The organism is Pedobacter ginsengiterrae (genome assembly GCF_039537385.1).
In the GTDB taxonomy this organism is placed as follows: Bacteria; Bacteroidota; Bacteroidia; order Sphingobacteriales; family Sphingobacteriaceae; genus Pedobacter; species Pedobacter ginsengiterrae.
In genome coordinates this window covers 325347-352019 of sequence record NZ_BAABAK010000001.1, presented here as the reverse complement: position 1 = coordinate 352019, position 26673 = coordinate 325347, and the positions used below count along the sequence as shown (strand labels likewise).

Sequence of the window (26673 nt, the reverse complement as noted above, 5' to 3'; positions counted from 1 at the left end):
TGCTAATACAAGAACATGAACACATTCAAATCAAATTTCTTCAAACTTTTCCTTCTTTCTTTTTTACTTGTTATCAGCGGTAAATCTTCCTGGGCAATTGGTATAACTGGTTTAAAATGCGAACATTTAATCAGGCCAATTGGAATAGATAATCCAAAACCAAGGTTATCGTGGATAATGGATGATGACAGGAAAGGAGCTGTTCAGCTTGCATATCGAATTGTAATTGGTACCGATTCCACTCAGTTATCTGCTAAGCAAGATATTCAATGGGATTCTGGTAAAATTACTTCAGGTGATAATTTGATAACCTATAAAGGCAGGGCATTATTACCGTTTACTAAATATTTCTGGAAGCTTGAACTTTGGGATAAAAACAACAAAAGCATAACTGCTTCTACATCAAGTTTTGAAACTGGGATGATGGGGATGGAGAATTGGAAAGGAACTTGGATTAGCGATAGAAATGATATCAACACTCGACCAGCTCCTTATTTTAGAAAAGTTTTTGAACCCGTAAAACAGATAAAATCTGCCAGAGCATACGTTGTGGCTGCAGGTTTGTATGAGTTATATTTAAATGGTAAAAAAGTAGGCGACCACCGATTAGACCCAATGTACACTCGTTTCGACAGACGAAACTTGTACGTAAGTTATGATGTAACTGCAAATCTTCAGCAGGGAAAAAATGCAGTAGGTGTTTTACTAGGTAATGGTTGGTATAATCACCAGGCCTTAGCTGTTTGGAACTTCGATAAGGCGCCATGGCGGGCAAGACCCGCTTTTTGCTTAGATTTAAGAATTACTTATACCGATGGTTCAACTGAAGTTATTACCTCTGGTGGCGATTGGAAAACAAGTTTAAGTCCCATTGTTTCAAATAATATTTATACTGCCGAACATTATGATGCGAGGTTAGAACAAAAAGGTTGGAACAAAGCCGATTTCGACGATTCGAAATGGCGTGGTGTTAGTTTAAGGGCAACACCTTCAACTAATATTGTTTCACAAACCATGCATCCAATACGCAATGTAGAGGAAATAAAGGTTAAGGATATGCGCAAATTTAATGATACAACCTATCTATTTGATTTGGGTAGAAATATTGCAGGCGTATCTAAAATAAAAGTTGCTGGACCTAAAGGAACTATAATCCGTTTAAAACATACCGAGCGCTTATACGCCAACGGACGTGCAGATTTATCTAATATTGATGTTTATTATCGCCCGAAGGATGATACTGACCCTTTTCAAACCGATATTTTCATTTTAAACGGAAATGGAACAGAAGAGTTTATGCCGCTTTTTAATTACAAAGGATTTAGATATGTTGAAGTAACAACAAGTAATCCGATAAAGCTTGAAGCTCAAAATCTTACTGGATATTTTATGCATAGCGATGTACCAGCTGCAGGGAAAATATCCTCATCAAACCCATTAATTGATAAAATTTGGTCGGCAACGAATAACTCTTATCTATCCAATCTCTTTGGTTTTCCAACAGATTGCCCGCAACGGGAAAAAAATGGTTGGACAGGTGACGGACATTTTGCTGTTGAAACAGGTTTTTACAATTTCGATGGAATAACAGTTTATGAAAAATGGATGGGCGACCACCGTGATGAACAGCAGCCCAATGGAGTATTGCCCGATATTATTCCGACAGGTGGTTGGGGTTATGGAACAGCAAACGGAACAGACTGGACCAGTACAATTGCTATAATTCCATGGAATATTTATATGTTTTATGGCGATACAAAAGCATTGGCAGATAATTACAAAAACATAAAACAATATGTAAATTATGTGAACAGCATAAGCGTAGATGGTTTAACTACTTTTGGTCGCGGAGATTGGGTTCCTGTTAAATCAACTTCTAATTTGGAATATACCTCATCCGTTTATTTCTATGTTGATGCAGATATTCTAGCAAAAACCGCTAAAATATTTGGTAACCAGAACGATTATTTGCTGTACAGTGCTTTAGCTGAAAAAATTAAAAAGGCAATTAATGCTAAATTTTTTCATGCTGAAACTGCTATTTATGGTTCTGGTGTACAAACAGAATTAAGTATGGCCTTACAATGGAATATTGTAGCTGATGAATACAGACAAAAAGTTGCTGAAAATTTAGCAAAACGTGTTGCTGCAGATGGTATGCACATTGATGTTGGCGTTCTGGGTGCAAAAGCGGTGTTAAATGCTTTGAGCGATAACGGACAAGCAGAAACAGCTTATAAACTTGCCGCACAAGATACTTATCCAGGATGGGGATGGTGGATTGCAAATGGCGCTACAACTTTGCACGAAAACTGGGATATGGAAGCAAAAAGAGATATTTCTGATAACCACATGATGTTTGGTGAAATTGGTGGATGGTTTTTTAAAGGCATTAGCGGCATCAAAATCGACGAAAAACACCCTGGTTTTAAAAACATTTTGCTGCACCCTCATTTTGTAGCAGGTTTAGATCATTTTACAGCAAGTCATGATGGTCCGTACGGTAAAATTCTTTCCTCATGGAAAAGGGTAGGAGAAGGAATAAAATATAATGTTAAAATTCCAGCAAACTCTACGGCAAGTTTGGAAATTCCTAATGTGAAAGGCAAAAAGGTTTATCTGAATGGTAAAACGATTCAAAACAAGACTGAAATATCAGCAGGTAGTTATGAATTTGAAATCAAATAATTAACTTTTTTAACTCACTTGCAAGATGTACTTATTTATTCTATATTGGGAGAAAATTATTAAAAACAAAATCTATCAAAGAAATGGCACAAGGTAAAGTAAAATTTTTCAACAAGGAAAAAGGATTCGGATTTATAACAATCGATAACGGTTCTGAAGTATTCGTTCACGTAACTGGATTAGTAGATGAAATCGCTGAAAACGATACAGTAGAATTCGAAATTTCTCAAGGTAAAAAAGGTCCAACTGCAACAAACGTTAGACTTGCCTAGTAAGATTTTCCTTTTGGATATTTGCTTTAAACTAAATTAACTGCATACTTTACAAAAGAAAAATCAAAAGCTAATTAGCTTATAAAACACAAAAGAAAAGCCTTTTAAGATTACTTAAAAGGCTTTCTTCGTAAAAAGGAATATTAAATAAGTTGGAACGATTGCATTACATTAGTTCCAGCCACCACCCAAAGCATGATAAATGTTTACCACAGCATTTAACTGCTGTTTTTTAGTTTCAATCAATTCTAATTTTGATTGAAGCGCATCGCGTTGGGTCATTAAAACTTCAAAGTAATCAGCTCTGGTTGCTTTAAATAAATCATTAGAAATATCAATAGATTGCGTAAGTGCTTCGGCTTGTTTTGCTTTCAAATCGTAACTTTTTTGTAGGTTGCTGATGTTCGATAATTGATTAGCAACCTCAACGTAACCATTTAAAATCGCTTTCTCGTAATTAAAAACAGCTTGTAACTGTTTCGCATTAGCAGTTAAATACTCTGCTTTTATTGCGTTACGATTAATCAGTGGTCCAGCTAAATCTCCAGCCAAAGAATAGGCTAAAGATTCAGGCGTTCTCAATAAGTAAGATGGATTAAAAGCCTGATAACCAATGGTCGCAGAAATGCCTAAAGATGGGTAAAACTGCGCCTTTGCAACTTTAACATCGAGTTTAGCTGCAGTTAAATCAAGCTCAGCTTGTTTAATGTCAGGGCGATTAGCCAATAACTGAGCTGGCAAACCTACCTGAACGGTAGGCGGAACTAGATTGATAAAATTACTTTTATCTCTTGGAATGGGTTGTGGATAACGACCTAACAGGAAATTAATTTTGTTTTCAGTTTCTGTTATATTTTGTTGAATATCAAATTCTAAACTTTTAGAACTTAAAACCTCTGCCTCAAATTTTCTTACTGCTAATTCAGTAGTACGCATAGCCTGCTTCTGAACTTTCATAAGTTCCAATGCATTACTTTGCAAAGCGATATTTTTCTTAACAATATCAAACTGATTATCTAAAGCAAGCAATTCATAATAGGAATTGGCAACTTCGGCCACCAGGTTAGTTACAACAAAGTTTTTACCTTCAACTGTAGATAAATAACGTGTTACAGCTGCTTTTTTAGCATTTCTTAACTTATGCCAAATATCGGCTTCCCAATTAGCCTGCAAGCCAAATCTGTAATCTGGTAATATATCTGGTACTTCTTTGCCTGGTGTAATATCGGTAGAAGCATCACCCGCACCTGAACTGGTATAACGGCCAACTTTTTCGAATCCTGCTCCAGCACCATAACCAACCATTGGCAAAAGTTCGCCTTTTTTAGCTCTTATGTCGTTTTTGGCAATTTCAATTTCCTGCAAGGTTATATTTAACTCCTGATTATTTTTCAATGCAGTATCAATCAAATTAACCAACTTTGGATCAGTAAAGAAACTACGCCATTTTAAGCTTGCGGTATTTGTGCTATCCTGCGAGTTGTTAAAACTCGCAGGTACATTTTTATTTTCACTACGTTGAGCAAACTCAGGTACTTTACATGCTGAGTATGCAGCGCATATCAACATTAAACCAACGTACTTATAAATATTTTTCTTAAACATTATCTTCTATTTCTTCAGTTAACGGATGTTCTTCTTCAATCTTAATAAGCTTATGTCTGGCAGCTATTGTTCCGAATACATAGTATAATCCCGGGATAATAATTACTCCGAAAATGGTACCGAAAAGCATACCACCTGCTGCCGCTGAACCAATAGTCCTGTTACCAATTTTACCTGGTCCACTGGCAATCATTAATGGTATTAAACCAGCAATAAAAGCAAAGGATGTCATTAAAATCGGACGGAAACGTACACTGGCACCTTCCATAGCAGCTTTAAGTATGGTCGCGCCCTGAGCATGTCGTTGTGTTGCAAACTCTACAATTAGTACGGCGTTTTTACCGAGCAAACCAATTAGCATAACCATTGCAACCTGTGCATAAATGTTGTTCTCTAAGCCCAAAAGCTTTAAGAATAAGAAGGCCCCGAAAATACCAACAGGTAAAGAAAGGATTACCGATAAAGGCAATATAAAACTTTCATATTGGGCTGCAAGCACAAGGTAAACGAAACCTAAACAGATTAAAAAGATGTAAATTGCCTCATTGCCTCTTGATACCTCATCTTTAGAAATACCAGCCCAATCGATACCAAAACCTCTTGGTAGTGTTTTCTTAGCTACTTCTGTAATTGCGTTAATTGCTTCACCAGAACTATAACCCTGTGCCGATTGACCGCTGATCTCAGAAGCATTATACATATTGTGTCTGGTAATTTCCGAAAGACCATAAACCTTTTCCATTTTCATAAATGCAGAGAATGGAACCATTTCATCTTTATCGTTTTTAACAGATAATTTTAGAATGTCCTCTGGCAAGGCTCTATATTGTGGCAAGGCTTGTACCATAACTTTATACTGTCGGTCGTATTTAATAAAACTCGTTTCATAATTACTACCTACAAAAGTTGAAAGCGTATTCATCGCATTATCAATTGTTATTCCTTTTTGCTGTGCAATATCATTGTCGATCTTCAACATATATTGAGGAAAACTTGCACTGTAGAATGTAAATACCGATGATAACTCTTTTCGTTTGTTAAGTTCTCTAACGAAATCATTAGCTACGGTTTCCATCTTTTTATAATCACCACTACCTGCTTTATCCAAAAGACGAAGTTCGAAGCCGCCTGCTGCACCATAACCAGGTACTGCTGGTGGTTGGAAAAACTCTATTGTTGCTCCAGGAATTGATTTTGATTTCTCTTCAAGTTCTTTGATAATTTCCTGAGCAGAGTTTTTACGTTCATCCCAATCTTTCAGGTTAATTAAACAAGTTCCGGAGTTTGAGCCTGTACCTTCTGTTAAAATTTCGTAACCAGCTAATGATGATACTGATTTTACGCCATCAATACCTTCGCACATTTTTTGTAGTTTTTCTGCAATCTGGTCAGTACGCTCAAGTGTTGAACCTGGAGGCGTTTGAATAATCGCATAAACCATTCCCTGATCTTCATTAGGAATAAAGCCAGATGGAACACTACCACTTAATCCCCAAATGCCTAAACAAAATAAAATTAGTACACCAAAAGTCAATATTTTACGGCTTACCACTTTGGTTAATACAATTTCATATTTACCCGAAAGCTTAGCAAAACCATTATTAAAGCCATCTAAAAACTTGTCAACTATCGTTTTCTTTTTAGCATGACCATGATTGTTTTTCAACATAATGGCACATAAAGCAGGAGTAAGGGTTAAGGCCACAATACCCGAAAGAATGATTGCCGTTGCCATTGTAATGGAGAACTGACGGTAAAAAATACCAACCGGGCCTGACATAAAAGTTACAGGGATAAATACCGAAGCCATTAAAAAGGTAATTGCGATAATTGCACCGCTAATTTCTTTCATAGCCTCTTGTGTAGCCCTAAGTACCGATAGCTTCGGGTCATTTTCCATCTTGGCGTGTACCGCCTCAATAACCACAATCGCATCATCTACCACGACTCCAATCGCGAGTACGAGCGCAAACAAAGTGATTAGATTCAGTGTAATACCGAAGAACGACATGAAAACAAAGGTTCCAATTAAGGAAACAGGTACAGCGATGGCTGGAATTACTGTTGAACGCCAATCGCCAAGGAAGAGAAATACAACTAAACCTACCAGTATAAATGCCTCTACAAGGGTGTGAATTACTTTTTCGATTGATGCATCCAGGAATTTAGATACGTCGTAACTTACTTCGTAATCTAAACCTTTAGGGAAAGAGGTGGCTTTAATCTCCGCCATTTTTGCCTTTACATCTTTAATTACTTGACTTGCATTACTACCGTAAGATTGTTTCAGAACGATTGCTGCCGATGCTTTTCCATTTAAAGTAGAATATAAGTTATAAGCTGCGGCACTAAAATCAACATCTGCAACATCTTTTAAACGCAGCATTTCGCCGTTAGCATTTGCTCTTAAAACTATGTTTTCGTAACCTTCTTTTGTATTGAAACGACCAGAATATTTTAAGACATATTCAAATGCCTGCGACCTTTTACCAGAGCTTTCACCTGTTTTACCTGGGGAAGCTTCTAAACTTTGCTCATCAAGTGATTTCATCACTTCATCAACAGAAATTTTATAAGCCTGCATTCTGTCTGGTTTTAACCAGATACGCATTGCATAATCTCTATCACCCAAAATATCGGCAAAACCAACCCCATCAATCCTTTTCAATTCAGAAAGTAAATTGATATCGGCAAAGTTGTATAGGAAGTTTTGGTTCATTTTAGGGTCTTTGCTATACAAGTTGATATACATCAACATGTTAGACTCTTCACGGCTGATTTTCACACCCTCTCGAACAACCAAGGGCGGAAGTTTATTCGTTACAGCAGCTACACGGTTTTGAACGTTTAGTGAAGCTTGATTCGGGTCGGTACCTAAATTAAATACCACCTGAATAGATGCTTCACCGTCGTTACCAGCATCCGAAGCAATATATTTCATGCCAGGTACGCCGTTAAGCGCACGTTCTAGTGGTATTACAACCGATTTAATTAATAGTTCGTTATTTGCTCCAGGGTATTCTGCAGTAATATTTACTTTAGGAGGGGAAATAGAGGGGAATTGTGTTACTGGCAGATAGCTTATGGCTAGCACACCTAAAAACACAATTATAAGCGATATAACTATAGAAAGGACGGGCCTTTGTATGAATTTACTAAACATATAATAAGTATTAGCGGGGATTTAGATTATTCGGTTTTCAATCTTAATTGTTTGATAACATCCTGAGGCTTTTGGAATTTAAAGGCAATCTTATCATCATCTTTAACTTTCTGCACACCTTCCAGCAATATTTTATCATCTAAGGTTAAACCATCGCTGATTACGTATAAATCAGGCAATTCACTGGCAACTGTAATTACTCTAGAATGCACTTTGTTATTCTTGTCAACAACAAAAACATAGGTTTTATCTTGAATATCGTATGTGGCTTTCTGAGGAATAACAATAGCATTTTTCAAAGGGACAACCATTTGAATTTTACCTGTTTCACCATTTCTTAGTAAGTTATCGGCGTTGTTAAATCTGGCACGGAAAGCGATATTCCCCGTTTCATTATCAAATTCACTTTCAATAAGTTCTACTTTACCTTTTGTTTTTAGTAGCTCATTGTTGGCCAGCAATAAACCAACTTCTTGTTGTCCTTTTGCTTTTGTGGCTTGTTGATAATTAAGATATTCTGGTTCAGAAACGTTAAAGTAGGCGAAAACCTGGCTGTTGTCAGAAAGACTGGTTAACAATGCACCTTCATCCACTAAACTTCCTAATTTTAAAGGAATACGATCTATAGTTCCATCAAAAGGAGCCCTGATTTCGCTAAATGCCAAATGCATTTTAGCCATCGATGTTTCTGCATTAGCCGCTTGCAATTTAGCTTTAGCCATTGCGAGTTCATTTTTAGAAACCACATTTTTATCGGTAAGCAACTTTGTGTTCTGAAGTTCTATTTCTGCAGATTGTGTTTCTGCTTGTGCTTTTAAAAGCTCGGCTTGTAGCATTTTTGGCATAATTCTAAATAGCAGCTGCCCTTTAGTAACGTGCTGACCTTCATCTACATAAATGTTTTGCAAATAGCCTTTCTCTTGTCCGCGAATTTCGATGTTTCGTACAGATTTAATCTGCGAAACATATTCCTTTGTAAAAGATGTATCCATTTTCAACGGTGTGGTAACCGCATAAGTTGCTACTTCTTCTTTTTCTTCTTTTTTGGATGTACAACCTGTTACGTAAAGCAAAGTACCTAAAGCGAGGCACATGACATTTCTCTTCATTTTGTTTTCTTGAATAGTTATCTGATTTGTTTTTTCCTAGTTCTTAGGATACTCGTTTCATCAAGATTATATCTTATTAATTGATACAATTGAACTCAATAATTTAACATACCCTATTGATTTAATACTGGTACGAAATAACTACAGATTTATGAAGTTATAATGAAGTTAAAATTCAGATTTGAATGATGGTGCCATTTGATTAATGTTGATCAAGTGGTATCTTCAATAAACAGACGATTTTAATCATCTCATTTTTGCTTAAAGAAGAAAAAAACTAGGTAAAGAGGTGCCGTAATTATTTGATGAGCAGTTTAACTCAAAATTTTATCGAGCGATTTTTGTAAAATTTCTACAACAATTTCCATCTCAGCTACATTAAAATGCCCAAACCCCAATCGGGTTGCTGTAAAATTTTTATTTTGATGTAAAATTGTTTTTGGTAAAAATAAACCTTGTGAAGCACATTCATCTCTGAATTTAATTAGGCTAAACTGTTCAAGCCATTCTATCCAAACCGCTAAACCCCTTGCTGGAACTTGGAATTTGATCCGTCCTTTTAACTTTTTATTTAGCAATGCGATAAATTCATCTCTTCTTGCGCCGTAAACTTTTCTGTTTTTTTTGAAAAGCCGATGCACTTCACCTTCCTGTATCCAATCGTTTAAGGCTTGTTCCTTAATAACATCTACCTCAGGTTCTAAAATATTTTTATGTTTCTCTAGTTCGGAAATAAATTCGGGTATGGCCGAAATAAAGCCAAAACCGAAACCCGAAGGCAATGACCGACCAAATGAACCAATATAAATAACTCTTTTAAAAATATCGAAAGCCGCTAAGGGTAAAACAGGATTATTATCGTAGTGTAAATCAAAATCATAATCATCTTCGATAATTACAAACTCAAACTCATTAGCCAACTCAAGCACTTCCATTCTTTTCTTTGCGCTCAGCGCAATTGTAGTTGGGTAATGATAATTCGAGGTTAAATACAACGCTTTTATTTGTTGAGCTTTACAAACCGATTTTAAATGTTTGATGCTAATTCCATCTTTTTCAATGGGAATAGAAACAATTTGCGCTCCGCAATCCGACAAAGTCATGTTAGATTTATAATAACTTGGCGAAGCAACAACAACCTTATCTCCAAATTTGATTAGCGATTTCGCAACCAGGTATAAGCTGATTTCGTGGCTGCTGGTTGTGAGTAAACTTGAACTGGATATTTTTAATCCGCGGGTAAGGTTTAGAAAGTTGGAAAAATTATTTCTAATATCAGCATGAGATTGTGCTTTTATCTGTTCCCATGATTTAAATTTAGTTTTGTTCTTTAATTTTGATAGATAGAGTCTTGCCAATACATCAGTTTGTAAAAGCCTTATATCAGGTAATCCATCGTTAAATTGATAAGGTAAATCACTTTCTTCTAATGGGTTTTCCAACACGGTAGAATGGCTAAAAGAAAAGCCTCTATTTTTAGTATTGGCATTTTGGTTAGAACTAATTTTTGATTCAGCTTTATGCTTATGTGTTTGGTTGCTGAGAATAAATGTGCCCTGATTGGGTAAAATCTTAATCCAACCTTGTAATTCTAAATCATGAAAAGCTCTTATTAACGTATTTCTGTTCACATTAAACACCTTACACAAAATCCGTGTTCCAGGAAGTTTAATGCCTTCGGGAAAATGCCCCAATTGGATACTGTTGATGAACCCAAAAACGATTTGTAAATACAAAGCCGTCTTGTCGTTTGGATCGAGATTGATAAAACTTTTAAAAGGAATTTGAACCGGACTATCCATTATTATAAAACCGGTATAGAATACTGGTACGGCAAGGTAGTATTTTTGCAGAAATTAATCAGAATGAAAAAATATTTATTTGCAATTTTAATACTTAGTTCTACAAAAATTTTCGCTCAAACGAAGATAGATTCGGTTACCGTAATGGATGAGGTGATTATCAATGAAAACCGCCTTAATACGCCTATATCCAAACAAAATAGAAATGTTTATGTAATTGATCGCGCTACCATCGAAAAATTACCTGGTCGCAGTTTACAGGAAATCCTTCAGTATGCAAACGGAGTAGATATCAGGCAGAGAGGACCTTTTGGAAGCCAGGCTGATATTAGTATTGATGGTGGAAGTTTCGAACAGACCGTTCTTTTATTAAACGGTATAAAAATTATCGACTCGCAAACTTCGCATAATATGCTCAACATACCTATACCTGTTGAAATGATCGAACGCATTGAAGTAATTAGAGGACCCGCGGCAAGAATTTATGGTATTAACAGCTTAACAGGCGCCATTAACATCGTTACCAAAAAGCCAACTAAAACTGGATTTCTACTCAATTCTTATGCTGGTTCCAACTTTGAAAAAAATACTGAAGGTTCAGGAAAAACCTTTTACAATGCTGGTACGCAGATTGGCGGTGCTTTGAGTAAAGAAAAACAACAGCATTCTCTTTTTGCATCGCTAGATAAAAGTAACGGTTATCGTTTCAATACTGGTTTTGAAAATAGTAAAATTTTCTATCAGGGAAATATCCAAATTGATAGTTTAAACGAAATTATGGCGTCGGCGGGTTATGTAAATAATGGATTTGGTGCTAACGGTTTTTATGCTGCACCTGGCGATAAAAATTCTTATGAAGAAGTGCAAACCACTTTAGCCTCAATTCAATCGAAACATCGTTTATCGCCGAAATGGACATTAATGCCGAGTTTAAGCTATAGATATAATTACGACGACTATCGTTATTTTAGTGAATCTATTTTAGATAAAGGAAGAAGCCAGCATTACACAAATTCGTTCAGCGCAGAAGTTAATACAGCTTACAAAATGGCTACAGGCGAGTTGGGTTTTGGAGCAGAAGGCAGGGTAGAAGCGATTAATTCTTCTAACATCGGCAAGCACCGAAGAGATAACCTTGGCATGTACGCACAATATAGAACATGTTTTTTTGAAAAGCTAAATGTTAACATTGGTGCTTATTTAAATTACAACTCGGATTACAATTGGCAAATATATCCTGGCATAGATTTAAGCTATGCATTAACAAACGAACTTGTATTGGTTGGAAACATTGGTACGAGCCAACGTTTACCATCATTTACTGATCTTTATTTGGATCAAAGACCAGGCAATATTGGAAACCCGAATGTTACTCCAGAAAATGCTTTGCAAAGCGAATTTGGAATAAAATTTAACAAAAACGCATTTACCGTAAACGTAAATTATTTTCACAGAAACATAGCCGACTTTATTGATTATACACGTGCTACAACTGCAGAGCCATTTCAAAGTGGTAATTTTGGCGATTTAAATACCTATGGCTTAAATATGCGTTCGGGTTATTTCACTAAATTATCTGAACAATCTAAAATAAATTTCGTTCTGGCTTACTCTTATCTGGCATCTGAATTTAAAGATGTTAAACAAAATGTAAGCTCGAAGTATCAAATTTCATCATTAAAACATCAGGTAACCAATACTGTTGATTTTAGCTACAAGCATTTTAGTATTCTTTACGCTACGCGATTTAATGAGCGGGCAACTGGAGCATCCTATTGGATTCACGATTTGCGCCTAAGTCAGAAAATTAATAGAGTAACACTTTATATGGATGCACAAAATATTTTCAATGCAACCTATAACGAAGTTGGAGCTGTTCCGTTGCCCTCAAAATGGGTAAATCTTGGTGTAAAACTATCTTATTTATAATTCTAAATTTCAGTATTCTAAACAACAATGAAAGGTATTTTTGATTTAAAAACTACCTTTTATTGTTGTTTAAATTTTATCAAGGAGTAATTGATAAAGGGATGATTTGTTTTTTTGCGACAAAAATTCAATAATCTTTTTTACAAATTCACAATCCAGGTTGCTAAATCGTCTTCCGCCTTGAAATTCAATTTCTTTCGGATTCGGTATTTTCTACTTTCTACAGATCTTAATGATGAACGGCTGAAGTAAGCAATTTCCTTAGTGTTTAGCCCCAAACGTAGCTTAGCACAAATCGTTAAATCGGTAACCAAAATATCAGGCGAAAGCTGGGTTATTTTTTGAATAAAAATAGGATGGTACTCTTTAAACCTAACAAAAAAGGCTGGATCATCTGTTTTAACCATTACGACCAGTTCATTTAATACTTCATCAGTAATTTTATCAGCAACTAAATCATTTAATTGCTTATTTAACAGATTCTGTTCTTCTTTATGAAACAGAATTGTCTCAGAATGTTTCTTTCGGAGTTTAACTATTGCAAATATCAATATGAATAGAAAGCAAATAGAACCTGAGATAATTAAGAGGTATCTGTTTTTACTTCTTGAGCTTATTAGATCTTTTTCATTGATCACAAGGCCAGCTGTTACACTGCTTGCTTTTTTATTAGCATTAGCAATGCTATCGGTAATTACAGCATATTTTTGAGTATGCGTTAATGAATTTTTGCTATCACCCATTTTGCTGTATATGGCTGCTAGTAATTCATGACAACGCTTAATGCTAGTTGCCCTTTTTCCTTCCTTTGCATTTTTTAAAGCAGCATTATAATAAAATAATGCACTGTCGAGTTGGTTTTGTTTCTCCTTGATCTGCCCAAGTCCAATCATCGATTCGCCCATAAGTGCTAATTGATTGATCTTTTTTGCTGTTGTATATGCAATTTGAAAATAACGCTTTGCAGAATCTGTTTTTTTATTATTTAAAAATAAATTTCCAAGATTATATGCATCAATACTCAAACCATTTCTCATTTGAGGATTAACGATTTTATTTTGAATTGTGAAGCTCTTTATTGAATAATAAATAACAGAATCTGGATTATAAGCTTCCTTATTGTTTGCTCCGAAGTTGTTGGATTTTAGTCTGTATATTCTTCCAAAAGCGAAATATTTAAAATCAGGCTCTTTAATTTTCTCTGCGTAATACTGCGACTCCTTTAAGCTCTCATTACTTTTGCTGAAAAAAAATAAACTTTGATAGCTATTCGCTCGCAAGGCTAATAAATGCGATATTTTAGGGTAAAGTCCGCTCTCCCTAACTTCATCTTCAATAGCGTAAGTAAATTTTATGGTTTCATCAAATTTGCCTGTATTAAATAAGCCAACTGCCTTCAAAAGCAAAAGATTTATTTTGCCTCGGGCATAATTATTTGCCCTGGTTTCTTTTAAAAGATTATTAATTAATACAGAACTCGAATCCGAATTATTGATCGCCCGAGCAATAAGGTATAGGCTATCCATCTTTTTGTGGTCGTTTGTGCCTCACTTTTGACACATAAAAAGATGAAAATAAATACTGGAAGAAACGAACTGATTTTAAACCTGGCTTTATTCATTTGTTTAGTTAGGGAGTACCAAAACACTTAAAGCTTTCAATTAAACAATTGAAGAGATAAAACAATCAAGGACTTATCTAAATAATGCAAGCGTTAAAAATACAATCTAATCAGCTAAATTTATTAACTTATTGGTTTAATCATTTTTGCAAGCTGAAATGCCGTTTGAATTTTTTATAGCCAATTTGGACATATTATTGGTGCTTATAGTTATTTGGAATATTTACTTGGCAGTTAATCAGTGTTTTGTGTCTTCCATCAAAGATATTTTTCATTAATCTTAATTTTGAATGGTATTTGTTTTTTTGTAATTTGCATGAAATGGCCGTGTCAAAAATTCTCGTTGTTGATGATGATGTAAGTAATGCAGAAGCTATTACTTTGGTTCTGGAAAACCATAATTTTGTGGTCGAAAGCATTCATAAATCCGACCTTTTAAATCCTACAATTAAAAGCTTCCAGCCAGATCTTATTTTAATGGATATAATTCTTGATACGAACGATGGAAGAAAACTATGCAACGAATTAAAAGCAAGTAATTTAACCAAATCAATACCAGTTATATTAATTACAGCAATGCTCGAATCGCAGGTTGATCAAATACCTTGTAATGCTGATGCAATTATGTTTAAGCCGTTTGATTATAACAAATTAGGCCGAAACGTTAAAGATTTATTAAATATTTAAATTTTCCAAGCACGAGTTTTATAAGTATATTTTTGTTGATGACAGTAAAACTTAAAAACAAATTATACCACTAAAAAACTTATTTTTGTAGTGAATAAAACTATTTAATTATGAAAAAATTAAAACTAATTATAAGCCTTTTTTTTCTTGTAATGTTGGCTGGAACAGTTAAGGCTCAAAGTACATCAACCGAACTTGTTAAAGATTGGGAAAGAGCAAAAGCTTATACAAAAGAATATCTTGATGTAATGCCAGAAGCTTCGTATTCTTTAAAACCTACGCCGCAAATGCGTTCGTTTGCAGAGCAAATGCTACACCTAGCTGATGCCAACTATTCATTTTCTTCGGCAGCTACAGGAGAAAAAAGTCCTGTAGGAACAGTAGGCCTTGAAAAAGGCACAGATAAAACCAAAGCAACAGTTACTAAAGATGTTTTGGCAAGTTACGACTTTGTAATCGAGGGAATAAAAAAACTTTCACCTGCTCAAATTAAAGAGCAAATAAAGCTATTCGGAAGATTTGAATTAACCAAAGAACAGGCATTGGGTAAAGCATTCGAACACCAAACACATCACAGAGGACAAGCTACAGTTTACATCCGCCTTGCGGGCGCTACTCCACCTCAAGAAAAATTATTTTAAAATCTGGCTAAAAGATAAAAAAGGAACGTTTTAAATGTTTCTTTTTTAATTTAATGGTTTTTGCAAAACCTTTATAAAGCAATTTTTTTAATTTAAAAATGGTTGTGTAGCTTTGAAAAGGGTGAATTATTTAATCGAAGAATGTTAACGCAGCAATTGGAAACTTATAAGGATATTGAATTGATAGACCTTATGAAAGCTGATGACCATACCGCGTTTTCTGAGAGCTGAATCAGATGCATCAAAATTTTACAAGGTAGGAAATGCAACTGCTGGTACCAGATTACGTAAAGCAATGCAAGACCTTAAAACTTTAGCTCAAGAAATAAGAACTGAAGTAACCGAAAAAAAAAATAGCGACAAATAAACGATTGCATTTTGTGTAATACCCTGATATTTTTATATCAGGGCATTTTTTTGACTGAAATTTATCAGATTAAATTAAATGTCGCTTTTTAATCTTTTAAAGCCTTTTCTGGATTTTGCTATGTGATTCTATATCAAACTACAAACAATATTTTTTCTTTAGATAAACAATCATTGCTTAAATTTTGTACCGCAAGTTTGTAAGCGAAATCCCCAGACTGATTGCAAAATATTTGTGACCTAAAGCGAATTAATGTGGCGTTTAAATCAAATTAACATTAGCTTGGCATCTTTACAGCGATAAAGGTCATCAATGGAGCAACATATTAATATAATTAATCGAAGTCATTACCTTGAATTCAAAGAGGACATAAACTCGGAGCAAAGTTTTTTGCTCGACGTTGATGCTGTAGTTGAATTCTCAAAACCTTTAGAATCTTTCGATTATCTAATCCGTTGTCAGAATAATTTTAAACATGCAATCTGTATGTCGGCATTTAGTCAGGCACTAAAGTAAATACTTACAAATCAATAATTTTAAGTTTTAACTACAAAGGCTATATTTAATGCATGAAAGTGCACCTAAACTGCACTGATATAAATTTACTATGCAAGAAATTAAATGGGGCATTATTGGCTGCGGCGATGTTACTGAGGTTAAAAGTGGACCAGCATTCAGTAAAGTGGCAAATTCGAAACTTGTAGCGGTTATGAGGCGTGATGCAGTTAAAGCTGCTGATTATGCCAGAAGGCACAAGGTTGAGAAATGGTACAGCGATGCAAGCGAATTAATTAACGATCCTGAAGTTAATGCGATTTATATTGCAACTCCACCTCTACAACACGAAGCCTATGCCATTGAAGCTCTGGCAGCAGGGAAACCTGTATATGTAGAAAAACCAATGACCTTAAATGCTGAAGCTGCAAAGCGAATGATTGAGGCTTCTAATCAATATCGTGTTAAACTTACAGTTGCTCATTATCGTAGGGCGCAACCCATGTTTTTAAAAATTCGGGAACTTTTAAATGATAAAATAATTGGTAATATCAGGTTTGTACAATTGAATATGCTACAACCTTTGAATACCAATATTATTGCCAATACGGATGAAGATTGGCGAAAAAATCCAGCTATTTCTGGTGGAGGTTTGTTTCACGATTTGGCACCTCATCAACTCGATTTAATGAGCTATTTTTTCGGCGCAACTGAAAAGTCGGTAGGTTTTGCAGTAAAGCAACACACTGGAACTCCAGTAGATGACCTGGTAAGTGGGCAAATTTTATTTGAAAATGGGATTATTTTTAATGGAACCTGGTGTTTTACGGTTTCAGAGGCGCAGCAATCAGATATTTGCGAAATCTATGGCTCAAAAGGAAAGATTAGCTTTCCAATGTTTAAAAACAACGTTAGTGTTACAGTAGAAGGACAAAGTAAAGATTATATTTTTGAGCCACTTAAGCATGTAGAGCAGCCTATGATTGAGGAAGTTGTAAAATATTTTTTAAACAAAAGACCAAATCCATGCAGTGGGGAAGAGGCTTTGATTACAATGAAATTGTTAGATGCATTTACTCAGTAATATTAGCCATTGCTTTCCATTCTTCAATACGAAGTTCATCTCCTAAACGAATAATGCCAGAACCTTTATGGATTAAGTTCTGCCCGAATAAAATCTTTTTCCCTGCTGTACGATAACCCGCTAATGTTCTTAGTGGTTCTTGTCCCTTAAGGCCATTTTGCTGATCTATAGTTATAAGTACACATCTGGCACAGGGTTTTACGGCCGAAAACAGAACATCGCCTAAAAAAAATGTGCTAAAATTGTCTTCTACATGCGGTATTCCGCCAGTGAATACAAAGTTAGGACGAAATCTATCCATTCGGATAGGCATTGAAAGTTTTTCATTTAAACCATTTAAAGATGACTGACCAATTAAAAGGCAAGGATAACCATCAGCAAAACTAACGGTTTCATTATTTGATGCATAACGCTGATCAACAAGTCTTCTGTCTGCCGAAGCCATTTTAACAAGCCTTACTTTCATTTTTAAAAACTCAGAAAACCAGTTACTTACTTTCGTATTTACTTCAAATCCAGTCGAACGATCATCCCAAACAGTTACTGATATGCTTTCGCCAGTTTCTTCATCTATAGAAAAAGATATAGCATGGTTTAGATTTTTTTTATGACTTACTGTCATTATATTTTCAGCTATATCAACCTGAAGGAGCGCTAATTCGAAATGCTTTCTTTGCGTTATAAATGTACCTTCTTCATCAATAAGCATCCATCTTCTATCATGCTGAAGGCCTTTTTCTTCTATTTCAGCTTCATTAAGGCTGATGCCTCCAAGTGATTTTATAGGATAGATGTTTATTTCAGAGAGGTAAAACTTATTCATGTTTTAAAGGTAAAAAAAGTGCAACTAAAAGCATCTATTACAAGTAGTAATTATTTTAACTTGATCTCCATCACCATATCACTTGCTTCAATGTTAATGATTTTACACTATAATCACATTGCTTATAGTGAGATTGAGAACTGCTGAAATGATTTATGCGTAAATTAAAACATAATAGAATGAAGAAAACGGAAAGTTTTCCTGGTGATTTTTTATTGTAAGGATTTGTTTCACAACTCGACTAATGAATTATGAAAAAGTTAAAATTATTATTGATACCGTTGATGGCTATAGCATTAGATGCCTGCAGTCAAAATAAATCTTCTAATACAGCAGATAAAATGGAAAATGCTGGTAGAAGTGTAAAATTATATCCAATGGCTAAACCGAATGCATATTGGAAAAATATGCTTTCTGCAAATGCTTATGATATTATGGTAAACAGCGGCACCGAAGTGCCTTACAAAAATCCATATTGGAATAACCATAAAAAAGGAATTTATGTAAGCGCTGCAACTGGAAAACCTTTGTTCAGTTCTGATACTAAGTTTGAATCTGGAACAGGTTGGCCAAGTTTTTTTAAACCAATTGATGCAAAAGCGATTAAAGTTGTTAACGATACTTCTGATGGTATGGTTAGGGATGAAGTGGTAGAAGCTTCTACGGGATTACATTTAGGTCATGTTTTTGATGATGGGCCTGAGCCAACTGGGAAAAGATATTGCATGAATTCGTATGCGTTAAAATTTATTCCTGCTAAATAATCAAATCGAAGAATTATGAAAAAGTATAAAATATTAGTTTTTGGTATTCTATTTCTCGGTGCCTGTGCAAACGGACAGGTTAAAAAGAATGAAAACGCTTTTGCAGTTTTGCCAAAGCCAGAGTTAAATGAAAAGGTGGCAACTTTTGCGGGCGGTTGTTTCTGGAGTTTAAGTGAAGGACTTAGCGAATTAAATGGTGTTGATAAAGTAGTGGCTGGTTATGCAGGTGGTACGGTTAAAAATCCCACTTATGAAGATGTTTGCTCAGATAATACTGGACATGCAGAATCTGTACAAATTTATTACGATCCAAAAGTTATCAGTTATACTCAATTAGCAGAGGCTTTTTTTTACGCTCATGATCCGACCACTTTGAATCGACAAGGGCCAGACGAGGGTGAAGACTATAGGTCGGTTGCTTTTTATAGAACTCCAGAGGAAGAAAAAACACTGAAAGACATCGTCGAAAAAGTATATAAGAGCCACCATTATGCCGACCCTGTTGTTACTCAGATTGTACCATTCAAAGTGATTTACCCTGCAGAGAATTATCATCAGGGATATTACAAAACTCACCCAGGGAGTTCTTATATTCAAAATGTTTCAGTACCAAAAGTTATGAAATTAAGAGCAAGTATGAATGCATACCTTAAACCAGAATTTAAAAAGAAATAAAAATCAGCTATAATTTGAAGCCACAAATTATAGCTGATTTTTACAATCCTGAATAGTAATCATAGCCTTGTTCGGCCCAATAGTCTTTTGGCCTGCTATTGCTAAACGACATTTTACCAATCCTTTTCAGGTTTTTGATTCCATATTTTACAGGAATAATCAATCTTAAAGGTGCGCCATGATCGTTACTTAATTCAACTCCATTCATTTCATAGGCCAATAAGGTTTGAGGATGAAGCGCACTTTCCATTTCTAAACCAACATAATAGGCTTCGTTTGGCGTTTCTAAACCCATATATTGTTTGTTAGATTGTTCGTGAAGTTTATAATGTAAAAGAAAATCACTAAGTTTTACACCAGCCCAATGTTGTATCTGATCCCAGCCTTCTACACATTTAAAATCATATACAATTTCTGTTTTTGGTAAAGTCTTGATTTCTTGCAAACCTATCTTTAAAGTTTTCCCATTGCCTAAATCAATAATAAGTTTCCATTTCTGAATATCAAAATTTTCATCTTCTTCTATTCCAATTAAGCTATTTACTCGAACAGTTTTTGCAGCTTTTTCTATTGGATATGTTTTTACTAAATGGTTATTGCTGAAGAAATTTCTAAAGAAAAGTTCGGTTTTATTTAATGCTCGTCTAAGTGGAGCTCGGGTTCCTGCTGTAATTCCAGCAGTTTCTTCTGGTGCATTTAAAAGCCATTTCCAACTTGCAACTGCACCGCCACCCAATGCGAAAAAAGTTCCAAACGAAATAAAATTACGTCTTTTTATCTTTTGCTCAATTGTTAATGGCACTTTAACTTTCTTTTTATGCTCGTTTTCCATCGCCTTGATCTGGATTTTTATCTGATGAAGTTTCTTCTATTTTAGGAGTTGTTTCTATAACTTCAAATCCTGAAATTACTGAACGGAAATTGTTCCACCCAGCTAAAATTACCTGCACAATGTGGATTAAAAAAAATAAAACATAGCCTACAGTAAGCGTAAAATGGATTATCCTGGCAAAGTGATAACCGCCACATAACCAGCAAATCCAATAAAACTGAACTGGCTTGTAAATAGCTAAACCTGTAACAACAGAGCCAAATCCCATTAATATTATTGCAGTATAAGCAATACGCTGTGCAGCATTATATTTTTTTTGCGGTGGAATCGTTTTTCGAATATGTAAATCGTGGAGCAAAACGAGCCATGCTTCTTTAAAAGAATTTTTTTGAGGAATTAATTCTCTCCATGCACCTGAAAAAATAGTGTAAATAATGTAGATCAATCCATTTATAAAGAAAAACCACATAAACAAAAAATGGAATGCCATGCCTTCGGCAAGACGTTGTGGAATATGAAAATAATCATAAAACCATTCAGGGAAAAATTTAATTATTGAGTATCCAAAAATTGAAATCCCGTATGCATCATTTGCCCAATAAATAAATAATCCACTCCATATCATTATAGCCAGAACGGGGAAATTTACCCAATGAGTCCATCGCATTAAAAAGGCGTGCTTTTCTTTAATTGATTTCATGGCTAATTATATATAGCATTAACGGAAAAAGTTTTCATTCGGTTTTGAGGTTAAACATGCATTACTTTATCTTTCAGTTTTGTGGCGGCGATAATTTGTCCAGTACTTTGGTTTTGTAAAAATGCAATTAACGTAATGTCAGTCTGGTTTTTTAATTTCTTTAAGGTAAGCTTAAAAGTTCCGTTAGCTTTATCATTTAAATTTATAGTTTCAAACTGCTCTACAATTTGAACATGAGCAAGCGTTTTTCCTTTGTTTTCTCCTTTTAAAACGCGATTTACAGCATTTGGGATAACTGCGGCAACAATTAAATTATAACCAGTATTTTTTTGATTGGTATTATAAGTTAAAGATAGCTCTTCGCCATTTTGTTTTTGTAAAGTAATATCAAGGCTATTTTCGTTGCCTGATTTTAGTGCGTCTGAAATGGTTTTTCGTAAGGTATTTTCTTCTGAACCAATAAATTCCTTATTTCCGTTTACCACAATTTGCGGTGTATAAATGCTCTTCAAATTAAGCCAGTTAGCATATTGATTTTGTCGATCGGAGAATTTTGAATTACTGAAACTATCCTTCCAACCTAATCGATCCCAGTAATCTACATGGTAGGCAAGTATATAGATTGGTTTGTTAACTATTTCTCTCTGTATTTTTGCCACGAGTGCATCGGCAGGAGGGCAGCTAGAACAGCCTTCTGAAGTAAATAGTTCGACAACAGCAAATCCGTTATCTTTAACGTTCTGTACAGTTTTTTGGTTTTTATTTTGAGTAAAAGCTAAAGTTATGTAACACATGGCTAAAATAACTAATGCTGCTATTTTTCTTTTCATTGTTTTATGTGTTTAGTCGTTGCCAACGAGAAATCCTTACAAAATAATTTGATTTTATTCTATGGATATAAAAAGCCAATCTTTTAAAAGAAATACGGTTTTTGTGTATACAATATAGCTTAAATAATTGATCAATAATTGAATAAACAATCGGTAACAAACCTGGAAAAGTGTTCTTGATAATTATTTTAAAAAAAATGTAAGGTTATCAAACCTATCACGACTAAAGGTTAAACAAAACACGATAACATGAAAAACCAGATCTTAAAATCAGCAGGCAAGCTGTTTCTTGCTACTTTATTAGTTAGCAGTCTTTCTTTAGCAACTTTCGCTTCTGTTATTCCTCAACAGGAAAAAGAAAAAATGTCTAAAATGAAACAGGATAAAATGGGCAAGAAAAAAATGGATAAGATGGAGAAATCTAAAATGTCGAAAATGAAAGCCGATTCAATGCAAAAGGGCAAAATGGAGAAATCTAAAATGTCCAAAGACAAAATGTCGAAAAGCAAAATGTAAAAATTAGACTGTATCATTCTTACATTACATGCAAAACTTGTCGAAACGCCTTAATCGTAATATAAAAGGTTCTTCGACAAGTTTAAAATGAAAAAACTAGTTATGGTACAGTCTATTTTAAAAACCTTACCTCTTAAACTTAAGGTTTTTCTGCCGTAAGTACATCAATACTAATTACCCGCATAATACTTCTTGCTTGTTTCTTATCTAAAGGAACAATTATCCTAAACGGTCCTGCATCATCTGGTAAGTCTTTTCCGTCCATTTTATTTGCCAGGATAATCGTGTTATCCGTAAAATCAGGATCTATTTCGGGTAAAGCAATTACAATTTGATAGCCATCAGTCGCCGATACAAGGATGTATTTTGTTAAAGATTTACCTCTAAGGATATTACCAGGAATGCTTTCTGCTTTCGTAATAATATCATATAAGTTAACCCCCGAATATTCGTGTTCTTTACCATCTTTCGATTTTGCCTTTATCGTTATTTGCTTGAGTGATGCAAAATTTCCTTTGGTTATTTTGAAAGGATTACCAACATCACCGCCAACCGATACTTCTGCATTTTGAGCAAAAGAATTACTGAGAGAGAAAAAAAATAAAAGAAGAAATAGAGAAGATTTCATTTGGAAAAAGTAATTGTTTTTAAGTTATTTTTTCGGTGCATATGCACCAGTTTTGATCCAGGTTATCCACGCTTTTTTAAATTCAGCATGACTTATTGGAGGTAAAGTGCGGCCTTCGCCAGGATTCCAGCCTGATAGCACCAATCCATCATCAGCATGCTCAATTAATTGCTGCATATTTTTGTTGCCGTTTTGTTTTGGATTCACAAGCTGTTTTGCTAATTGGTAAGGCGTTTTACCTTGAAAAACCATTTTCATATCTGCAGGTGGTAAATGCCAGTTAGGATTTCCTGGTGGCGTATGCACACCAGGTGCATTTTGTGGCTGATGGCAATTTGCACATTTCATGGCAAATAATCCTTTACCTTCAACTCCACGCTTTGGCGACATGGTATGTAAATGACTATCATCGCCTTGCAAAGGAATATCACCTGATGGATGACAATTCATACAACGCGGACTTTTTAATACCCGATATACTTCTTTAAAAGCTTTAACCGAAGCTAAACTATCTTTTTTAATAATTCGTGGAGTTGTTGACGATGCTACATGATGTGTGGTGTTTAAGCCAAATGCCATAACCATAACTAAGCAAACCAAAACAGTTAGAATAGCTGCTGAGCGATAAAATTTGCCTTTTCTTTTTAAATTAAAATTCATCATTTTTCGGCACCTTTCTTTTTCTGCATCTCAGCGGCTAAGTGAATGGCCTTTCTTATCCGAGGATAAGTACCACATCTGCAAATGTTACCAGCCATTGCATTGTTAATATCTTCGTCTGTTGGTGTTGGATTCTCTCTTAGTAAAACAGCGGCCGACATAATTTGTCCAGAATGACAATAGCCGCACTGAGGCACGTTTTCTTCGTTCCAGGCCAGTTGTAAAGGATGGTCGTTATCTTTGGATAAACCTTCAATTGTTGTGATTTTCTGTCCGCTGGCTCTGCTAACCTTCGTAATACACGAGCGTACAGCTTCACCATTTAAGTGAACAACACAAGCGCCGCATTGAGCAACACCGCATCCATATTTTGTACCAGTGAGGCCGACTAAATCTCTGATCACCCATAATAACGGCATTTCAGGATCTGCATCTACCTCATATAACTTCTGGTTAATATTTAACGAGATCATAGTAAAAAACATTATGTTTTGTTAGTTTTTGTTTGAACACTAGAATATTCAAAGCCTTAACTCAAATATAACTGCGCTTGGATTTGAATTTCTACAATTTTCAAACAATTTGTTACTATTTTCAAATAAAAAATTTGAACTTATTTACTTTAAAGCGTTTTTAAATCAAATGGCATCTTTCTGAAACGTTTACCTGTTGCGGCAAAAATTGCATTAGCCAAAGCAGGGGCAAAGGGTGGAAGACCAGGTTCTCCAACGCCTTTAACTTTTCCACCATCCGTTAGTATGTGAACTTCCATTTTTGGCGTTTCATTAATTCTGACTAAAGGATTGTCGTAAAAATTGTGTTCAACAGTTTTACCATTTTTAAAAGTAATTCCAGGTTTTGTTGCAGCTCCTAAAGCCATAATAATTGCACCTTCTACCTGATTATTAACATTATCAGGATTAACAACTTCTCCCAAATCAATAACAGCTATAACTTTATCTATGGTTATGGTTTTATCTTTATTATGTGTTACTTCGACCACTTGCCCAGCAAGCCCTGCAAAGAACTCCCAGATGGCAACGCCTCGTCCTTTTCCCTTTGGTAATTTTTTATCCCAGTTCGAAACCTCTTTTAATTTGAGAAGAACCTTTTTACTATCGGATTGCTTTGATAATAATTCCAAGCGGAAATCCATGGGGTCTTTTTTTGCCTGATACGCAAGTTCATCTATAAAACCCTCGTGTGCAAATGCTAATGTAGAACTTGTAACTGAGCGCCAAGCTGCAACTGGAATATGCAGATTGGCTCGTACATAAGTTGTTCTAAGGTTTGGGATTTCATAAGCCTGCTCAGCAATACCCTCAACCATAATACTATCTACCTTCTTTTTATCAAAATCTGGTTGAATGGATTCAAAATAAGATGGACTAATTACCTTGTGTTGAAAAGTGCTTAGTTTTCCATCTTCAGTAAAACCTGCAGTTAATTTTGAAAATGTCATCGGTCGGAAAGGACCTTGTTGAGTAGTTTCTTCTCTCGACCAGATAACTTTCACAGGAACATCAACAAGTTTGGCAACATTTACCGCTTCAACAATATAATCGATATAAAGCCTTCTGCCGAAACCGCCACCAATAAATTTATTCTGGAGTTTGATGTTATCGGGACTAAAGCCAACCTGTTTATGCAAATCGCCAGCAGCACTTCCCGTAATTGAACTGGCTACTTGGGTAGAAGTCCAGATTTCGAGTTTATCACCAACAATATGCGCTGTACAATTCATAGGTTCGAGCGGATGATGGGCTATAATTGGAGTTTCGTAAAAGGCTTCAAATGTATTTTTAGGAAGAATTTTAACGGAATCTACATTGCCAATATTTTTATCGGTTACTCCAGGTTCTGACGCTAACTTCCTTAAATGATTTTCATAATCGACAGTGTTGAATGTATCATGGCCATTGTTATCCCATTCTACTTTTAGTTTTTTTCGGGCCTGACTAACCGTCCAGTAACTATTTCCAATTATTGCAATACCAGTGTATTTATATATGCCAACAATTCGCTCTACCAGATCTACTTTTTTAATTCCAGGAATTTTTAAAACTTCTGTAGCATCAAAGCTTTTTAAAGTTCCACCGAAAACCGGACTTCTTTCTACAACTGCATAAAGCATGTTTTCTACTTTTGCATCAATTCCGAATTCAGCCTTTCCACACGTTTTTAAAGGAATATCTTGTCTTCTTGAAACTTTACCCAAAATTTTGAAATCTTTTGGATCTTTTAATTTAGGCTCTTTTGGAAGTTCTAGTTTCGAAGCTTCTTCGATAAGTTCTCCATAAGAAAGCGATTTTTTGCTTGGTCGGTGTATTACTCGTCCGTTTTCTGCATAACAATCGGCAATATTTACTGTCCATCTTTGGCTTGCTGCCATAATTAAAACTTCTCTTGCAGCAGCGCCAACTTTTCGCATTGGTAAATAATTCGATCTTATAGATGAACTACCACCAGCACGCTGTCCATTTCCAAGCGCTTTTTCACCGTTAGATTGCTTTATGATAATCTGATCCATAGAAACTTCCAATTCTTCTGCTATTAATGCAGGGAAAGATTGAAGCGTTCCTTGTCCCATTTCTGGTTTTGTGTTATAAATGGTGATCAATCCATTCGATTCAATAAGTATATAAGGACTGAAATTAGCTGAAGCTATATCCAATGATTTCAGGGGATTTCCTTTTGCAGAAACACCAAGCCAAAGCGCGAAGCCTGCGGTACTTGCGGTTCTTATAAAGTGGCGTCTTGAGATTTCTTCCATATTCTAAAC

The 26673-nt window shown here is 35.1% G+C and carries 23 protein-coding genes; 10 read left to right on the top strand and 13 right to left on the bottom strand.

Annotated features, from left to right (window positions below; all coding sequences use genetic code 11):
- Nucleotides 1–15: 15 nt before the first annotated feature.
- The gene (locus ABD692_RS01415; RefSeq protein WP_344764333.1) at nt 16–2688 is read left to right on the top strand and encodes an alpha-L-rhamnosidase; all 2673 of its coding nucleotides are present in this window, start codon (nt 16–18) and stop codon (nt 2686–2688) included.
- Nucleotides 2689–2771: 83 nt separating this feature from the next.
- Nucleotides 2772–2960, top strand: a complete 189-nt coding sequence (locus ABD692_RS01410; protein ID WP_316758234.1) for a cold-shock protein — start codon at nt 2772–2774, stop codon at nt 2958–2960.
- A 171-nt stretch (nt 2961–3131) separates the two neighbouring features.
- On the opposite strand, the gene ABD692_RS01405 is transcribed toward ABD692_RS01410, so the two are convergent.
- From ABD692_RS01405 to ABD692_RS01390, 4 genes are all read right to left on the bottom strand, one after another.
- Nucleotides 3132–4565: a TolC family protein gene (locus ABD692_RS01405; protein ID WP_344764331.1), complete on the bottom strand. Its 1434-nt coding sequence runs from the start codon at nt 4563–4565 to the stop codon at nt 3132–3134.
- Nucleotides 4558–7728, bottom strand: a complete 3171-nt coding sequence (locus tag ABD692_RS01400; RefSeq protein WP_316758238.1) for an efflux RND transporter permease subunit — start codon at nt 7726–7728, stop codon at nt 4558–4560. The genes ABD692_RS01405 and ABD692_RS01400 overlap by 8 nt, the downstream gene beginning before the upstream one ends.
- Before the next feature lie 26 nt (nt 7729–7754).
- Nucleotides 7755–8837, bottom strand: coding sequence for an efflux RND transporter periplasmic adaptor subunit (locus ABD692_RS01395; protein ID WP_344764330.1), 1083 nt, complete (start codon nt 8835–8837; stop codon nt 7755–7757).
- A 314-nt stretch (nt 8838–9151) separates the two neighbouring features.
- Entirely contained in the window at nt 9152–10639 is a 1488-nt protein-coding gene (locus ABD692_RS01390; protein WP_344764328.1) for an aminotransferase-like domain-containing protein, read from the bottom strand.
- A gap of 63 nt (nt 10640–10702) precedes the next feature.
- Here ABD692_RS01390 and ABD692_RS01385 point away from each other — a divergent pair, with 63 nt between their 5' ends.
- On the top strand, nt 10703–12568 hold the full coding sequence (locus ABD692_RS01385) for a TonB-dependent receptor plug domain-containing protein (protein ID WP_344764327.1): 1866 nt from the start codon (nt 10703–10705) through the stop codon (nt 12566–12568).
- Between the two features lie 140 nt (nt 12569–12708).
- On the opposite strand, the gene ABD692_RS01380 is transcribed toward ABD692_RS01385, so the two are convergent.
- Complete coding sequence (locus tag ABD692_RS01380) at nt 12709–14094, bottom strand: tetratricopeptide repeat protein (RefSeq protein WP_344764325.1); 1386 nt, start codon at nt 14092–14094, stop codon at nt 12709–12711.
- 416 nt (nt 14095–14510) lie between these two features.
- Between ABD692_RS01380 and ABD692_RS01375 the strand changes: the two genes are divergently transcribed.
- The 4 genes from ABD692_RS01375 to ABD692_RS01360 all read left to right on the top strand — a co-directional run bounded on the left by ABD692_RS01375 (nt 14511) and on the right by ABD692_RS01360 (nt 17463).
- A complete protein-coding gene (locus ABD692_RS01375) occupies nt 14511–14876 on the top strand; it encodes a response regulator (RefSeq protein WP_316758249.1) in 366 nt (121 codons plus the stop codon).
- 110 nt (nt 14877–14986) lie between these two features.
- On the top strand, nt 14987–15517 hold the full coding sequence (locus tag ABD692_RS01370) for a DinB family protein (protein WP_316758250.1): 531 nt from the start codon (nt 14987–14989) through the stop codon (nt 15515–15517).
- A 202-nt stretch (nt 15518–15719) separates the two neighbouring features.
- Entirely contained in the window at nt 15720–15884 is a 165-nt protein-coding gene (locus ABD692_RS01365) for a histone H1 (RefSeq protein ID WP_316758252.1), read from the top strand.
- A 607-nt stretch (nt 15885–16491) separates the two neighbouring features.
- Nucleotides 16492–17463: a Gfo/Idh/MocA family protein gene (locus tag ABD692_RS01360; protein WP_344764323.1), complete on the top strand. Its 972-nt coding sequence runs from the start codon at nt 16492–16494 to the stop codon at nt 17461–17463.
- Here the strand turns inward: ABD692_RS01360 and ABD692_RS01355 are convergent.
- Nucleotides 17453–18286, bottom strand: a complete 834-nt coding sequence (locus tag ABD692_RS01355; RefSeq protein WP_316758256.1) for an MOSC domain-containing protein — start codon at nt 18284–18286, stop codon at nt 17453–17455. The genes ABD692_RS01360 and ABD692_RS01355 overlap by 11 nt on opposite strands.
- A 251-nt stretch (nt 18287–18537) precedes the next feature.
- Here ABD692_RS01355 and msrB point away from each other — a divergent pair, with 251 nt between their 5' ends.
- Nucleotides 18538–19050 (top strand): peptide-methionine (R)-S-oxide reductase MsrB, encoded by a 513-nt coding sequence (gene msrB, locus ABD692_RS01350; RefSeq protein ID WP_344764322.1) that lies wholly within the window; start codon nt 18538–18540, stop codon nt 19048–19050.
- A gap of 15 nt (nt 19051–19065) precedes the next feature.
- The gene (gene msrA, locus ABD692_RS01345) at nt 19066–19725 is read left to right on the top strand and encodes a peptide-methionine (S)-S-oxide reductase MsrA (protein WP_344764320.1); all 660 of its coding nucleotides are present in this window, start codon (nt 19066–19068) and stop codon (nt 19723–19725) included.
- Nucleotides 19726–19765: 40 nt separating this feature from the next.
- On the opposite strand, the gene ABD692_RS01340 is transcribed toward msrA, so the two are convergent.
- The 3 genes from ABD692_RS01340 to ABD692_RS01330 are packed head-to-tail and all read right to left on the bottom strand — an operon-like array spanning nt 19766 to nt 22087.
- Nucleotides 19766–20557: a molybdopterin-dependent oxidoreductase gene (locus ABD692_RS01340; protein ID WP_316758262.1), complete on the bottom strand. Its 792-nt coding sequence runs from the start codon at nt 20555–20557 to the stop codon at nt 19766–19768.
- Nucleotides 20541–21257, bottom strand: a complete 717-nt coding sequence (locus tag ABD692_RS01335; protein WP_344764319.1) for a cytochrome b/b6 domain-containing protein — start codon at nt 21255–21257, stop codon at nt 20541–20543. The genes ABD692_RS01340 and ABD692_RS01335 overlap by 17 nt, the downstream gene beginning before the upstream one ends.
- Nucleotides 21258–21307: 50 nt before the next feature.
- A complete protein-coding gene (locus tag ABD692_RS01330) occupies nt 21308–22087 on the bottom strand; it encodes a DUF1223 domain-containing protein (RefSeq protein ID WP_344764317.1) in 780 nt (259 codons plus the stop codon).
- Nucleotides 22088–22336: 249 nt separating this feature from the next.
- Here ABD692_RS01330 and ABD692_RS01325 point away from each other — a divergent pair, with 249 nt between their 5' ends.
- Nucleotides 22337–22603, top strand: coding sequence for a hypothetical protein (locus tag ABD692_RS01325; protein WP_344764315.1), 267 nt, complete (start codon nt 22337–22339; stop codon nt 22601–22603).
- Between the two features lie 139 nt (nt 22604–22742).
- Here the strand turns inward: ABD692_RS01325 and ABD692_RS01320 are convergent, their stop codons facing one another.
- From ABD692_RS01320 to ABD692_RS01305, 4 genes are all read right to left on the bottom strand, one after another.
- On the bottom strand, nt 22743–23231 hold the full coding sequence (locus ABD692_RS01320; RefSeq protein WP_316758271.1) for a molybdopterin-dependent oxidoreductase: 489 nt from the start codon (nt 23229–23231) through the stop codon (nt 22743–22745).
- A gap of 24 nt (nt 23232–23255) precedes the next feature.
- The gene (locus ABD692_RS01315; protein WP_344764313.1) at nt 23256–23894 is read right to left on the bottom strand and encodes a cytochrome c family protein; all 639 of its coding nucleotides are present in this window, start codon (nt 23892–23894) and stop codon (nt 23256–23258) included.
- The gene (locus ABD692_RS01310) at nt 23891–24364 is read right to left on the bottom strand and encodes a (2Fe-2S)-binding protein (RefSeq protein WP_344764311.1); all 474 of its coding nucleotides are present in this window, start codon (nt 24362–24364) and stop codon (nt 23891–23893) included. The genes ABD692_RS01315 and ABD692_RS01310 overlap by 4 nt, the downstream gene beginning before the upstream one ends.
- A 149-nt stretch (nt 24365–24513) precedes the next feature.
- Nucleotides 24514–26664 (bottom strand): xanthine dehydrogenase family protein molybdopterin-binding subunit, encoded by a 2151-nt coding sequence (locus ABD692_RS01305; RefSeq protein ID WP_344764309.1) that lies wholly within the window; start codon nt 26662–26664, stop codon nt 24514–24516.
- Nucleotides 26665–26673: the final 9 nt, after the last annotated feature.

Coding starts and splice junctions, on each gene's coding strand:
- ABD692_RS01335 (WP_344764319.1), bottom strand. CDS start 21,257: ATGAAATCAATTAAAGAAAAGCACGCCTTTTTAATGCGATGGACTCAT.
- ABD692_RS01315 (WP_344764313.1), bottom strand. CDS start 23,894: ATGATGAATTTTAATTTAAAAAGAAAAGGCAAATTTTATCGCTCAGCA.
- ABD692_RS01370 (WP_316758250.1), top strand. CDS start 14,987: ATGAAAAAATTAAAACTAATTATAAGCCTTTTTTTTCTTGTAATGTTG.
- ABD692_RS01360 (WP_344764323.1), top strand. CDS start 16,492: ATGCAAGAAATTAAATGGGGCATTATTGGCTGCGGCGATGTTACTGAG.
- ABD692_RS01385 (WP_344764327.1), top strand. CDS start 10,703: ATGAAAAAATATTTATTTGCAATTTTAATACTTAGTTCTACAAAAATT.
- msrB (WP_344764322.1), top strand. CDS start 18,538: ATGAAAAAGTTAAAATTATTATTGATACCGTTGATGGCTATAGCATTA.
- ABD692_RS01395 (WP_344764330.1), bottom strand. CDS start 8,837: ATGAAGAGAAATGTCATGTGCCTCGCTTTAGGTACTTTGCTTTACGTA.
- ABD692_RS01405 (WP_344764331.1), bottom strand. CDS start 4,565: ATGTTTAAGAAAAATATTTATAAGTACGTTGGTTTAATGTTGATATGC.
- ABD692_RS01410 (WP_316758234.1), top strand. CDS start 2,772: ATGGCACAAGGTAAAGTAAAATTTTTCAACAAGGAAAAAGGATTCGGA.
- ABD692_RS01325 (WP_344764315.1), top strand. CDS start 22,337: ATGAAAAACCAGATCTTAAAATCAGCAGGCAAGCTGTTTCTTGCTACT.
- ABD692_RS01330 (WP_344764317.1), bottom strand. CDS start 22,087: ATGAAAAGAAAAATAGCAGCATTAGTTATTTTAGCCATGTGTTACATA.
- ABD692_RS01390 (WP_344764328.1), bottom strand. CDS start 10,639: ATGGATAGTCCGGTTCAAATTCCTTTTAAAAGTTTTATCAATCTCGAT.
- ABD692_RS01305 (WP_344764309.1), bottom strand. CDS start 26,664: ATGGAAGAAATCTCAAGACGCCACTTTATAAGAACCGCAAGTACCGCA.
- ABD692_RS01375 (WP_316758249.1), top strand. CDS start 14,511: ATGGCCGTGTCAAAAATTCTCGTTGTTGATGATGATGTAAGTAATGCA.
- ABD692_RS01355 (WP_316758256.1), bottom strand. CDS start 18,286: ATGAATAAGTTTTACCTCTCTGAAATAAACATCTATCCTATAAAATCA.
- ABD692_RS01380 (WP_344764325.1), bottom strand. CDS start 14,094: ATGGATAGCCTATACCTTATTGCTCGGGCGATCAATAATTCGGATTCG.
- msrA (WP_344764320.1), top strand. CDS start 19,066: ATGAAAAAGTATAAAATATTAGTTTTTGGTATTCTATTTCTCGGTGCC.
- ABD692_RS01340 (WP_316758262.1), bottom strand. CDS start 20,557: ATGGAAAACGAGCATAAAAAGAAAGTTAAAGTGCCATTAACAATTGAG.
- ABD692_RS01365 (WP_316758252.1), top strand. CDS start 15,720: ATGACCATACCGCGTTTTCTGAGAGCTGAATCAGATGCATCAAAATTT.
- ABD692_RS01400 (WP_316758238.1), bottom strand. CDS start 7,728: ATGTTTAGTAAATTCATACAAAGGCCCGTCCTTTCTATAGTTATATCG.
- ABD692_RS01415 (WP_344764333.1), top strand. CDS start 16: ATGAACACATTCAAATCAAATTTCTTCAAACTTTTCCTTCTTTCTTTT.
- ABD692_RS01310 (WP_344764311.1), bottom strand. CDS start 24,364: ATGATCTCGTTAAATATTAACCAGAAGTTATATGAGGTAGATGCAGAT.
- ABD692_RS01320 (WP_316758271.1), bottom strand. CDS start 23,231: ATGAAATCTTCTCTATTTCTTCTTTTATTTTTTTTCTCTCTCAGTAAT.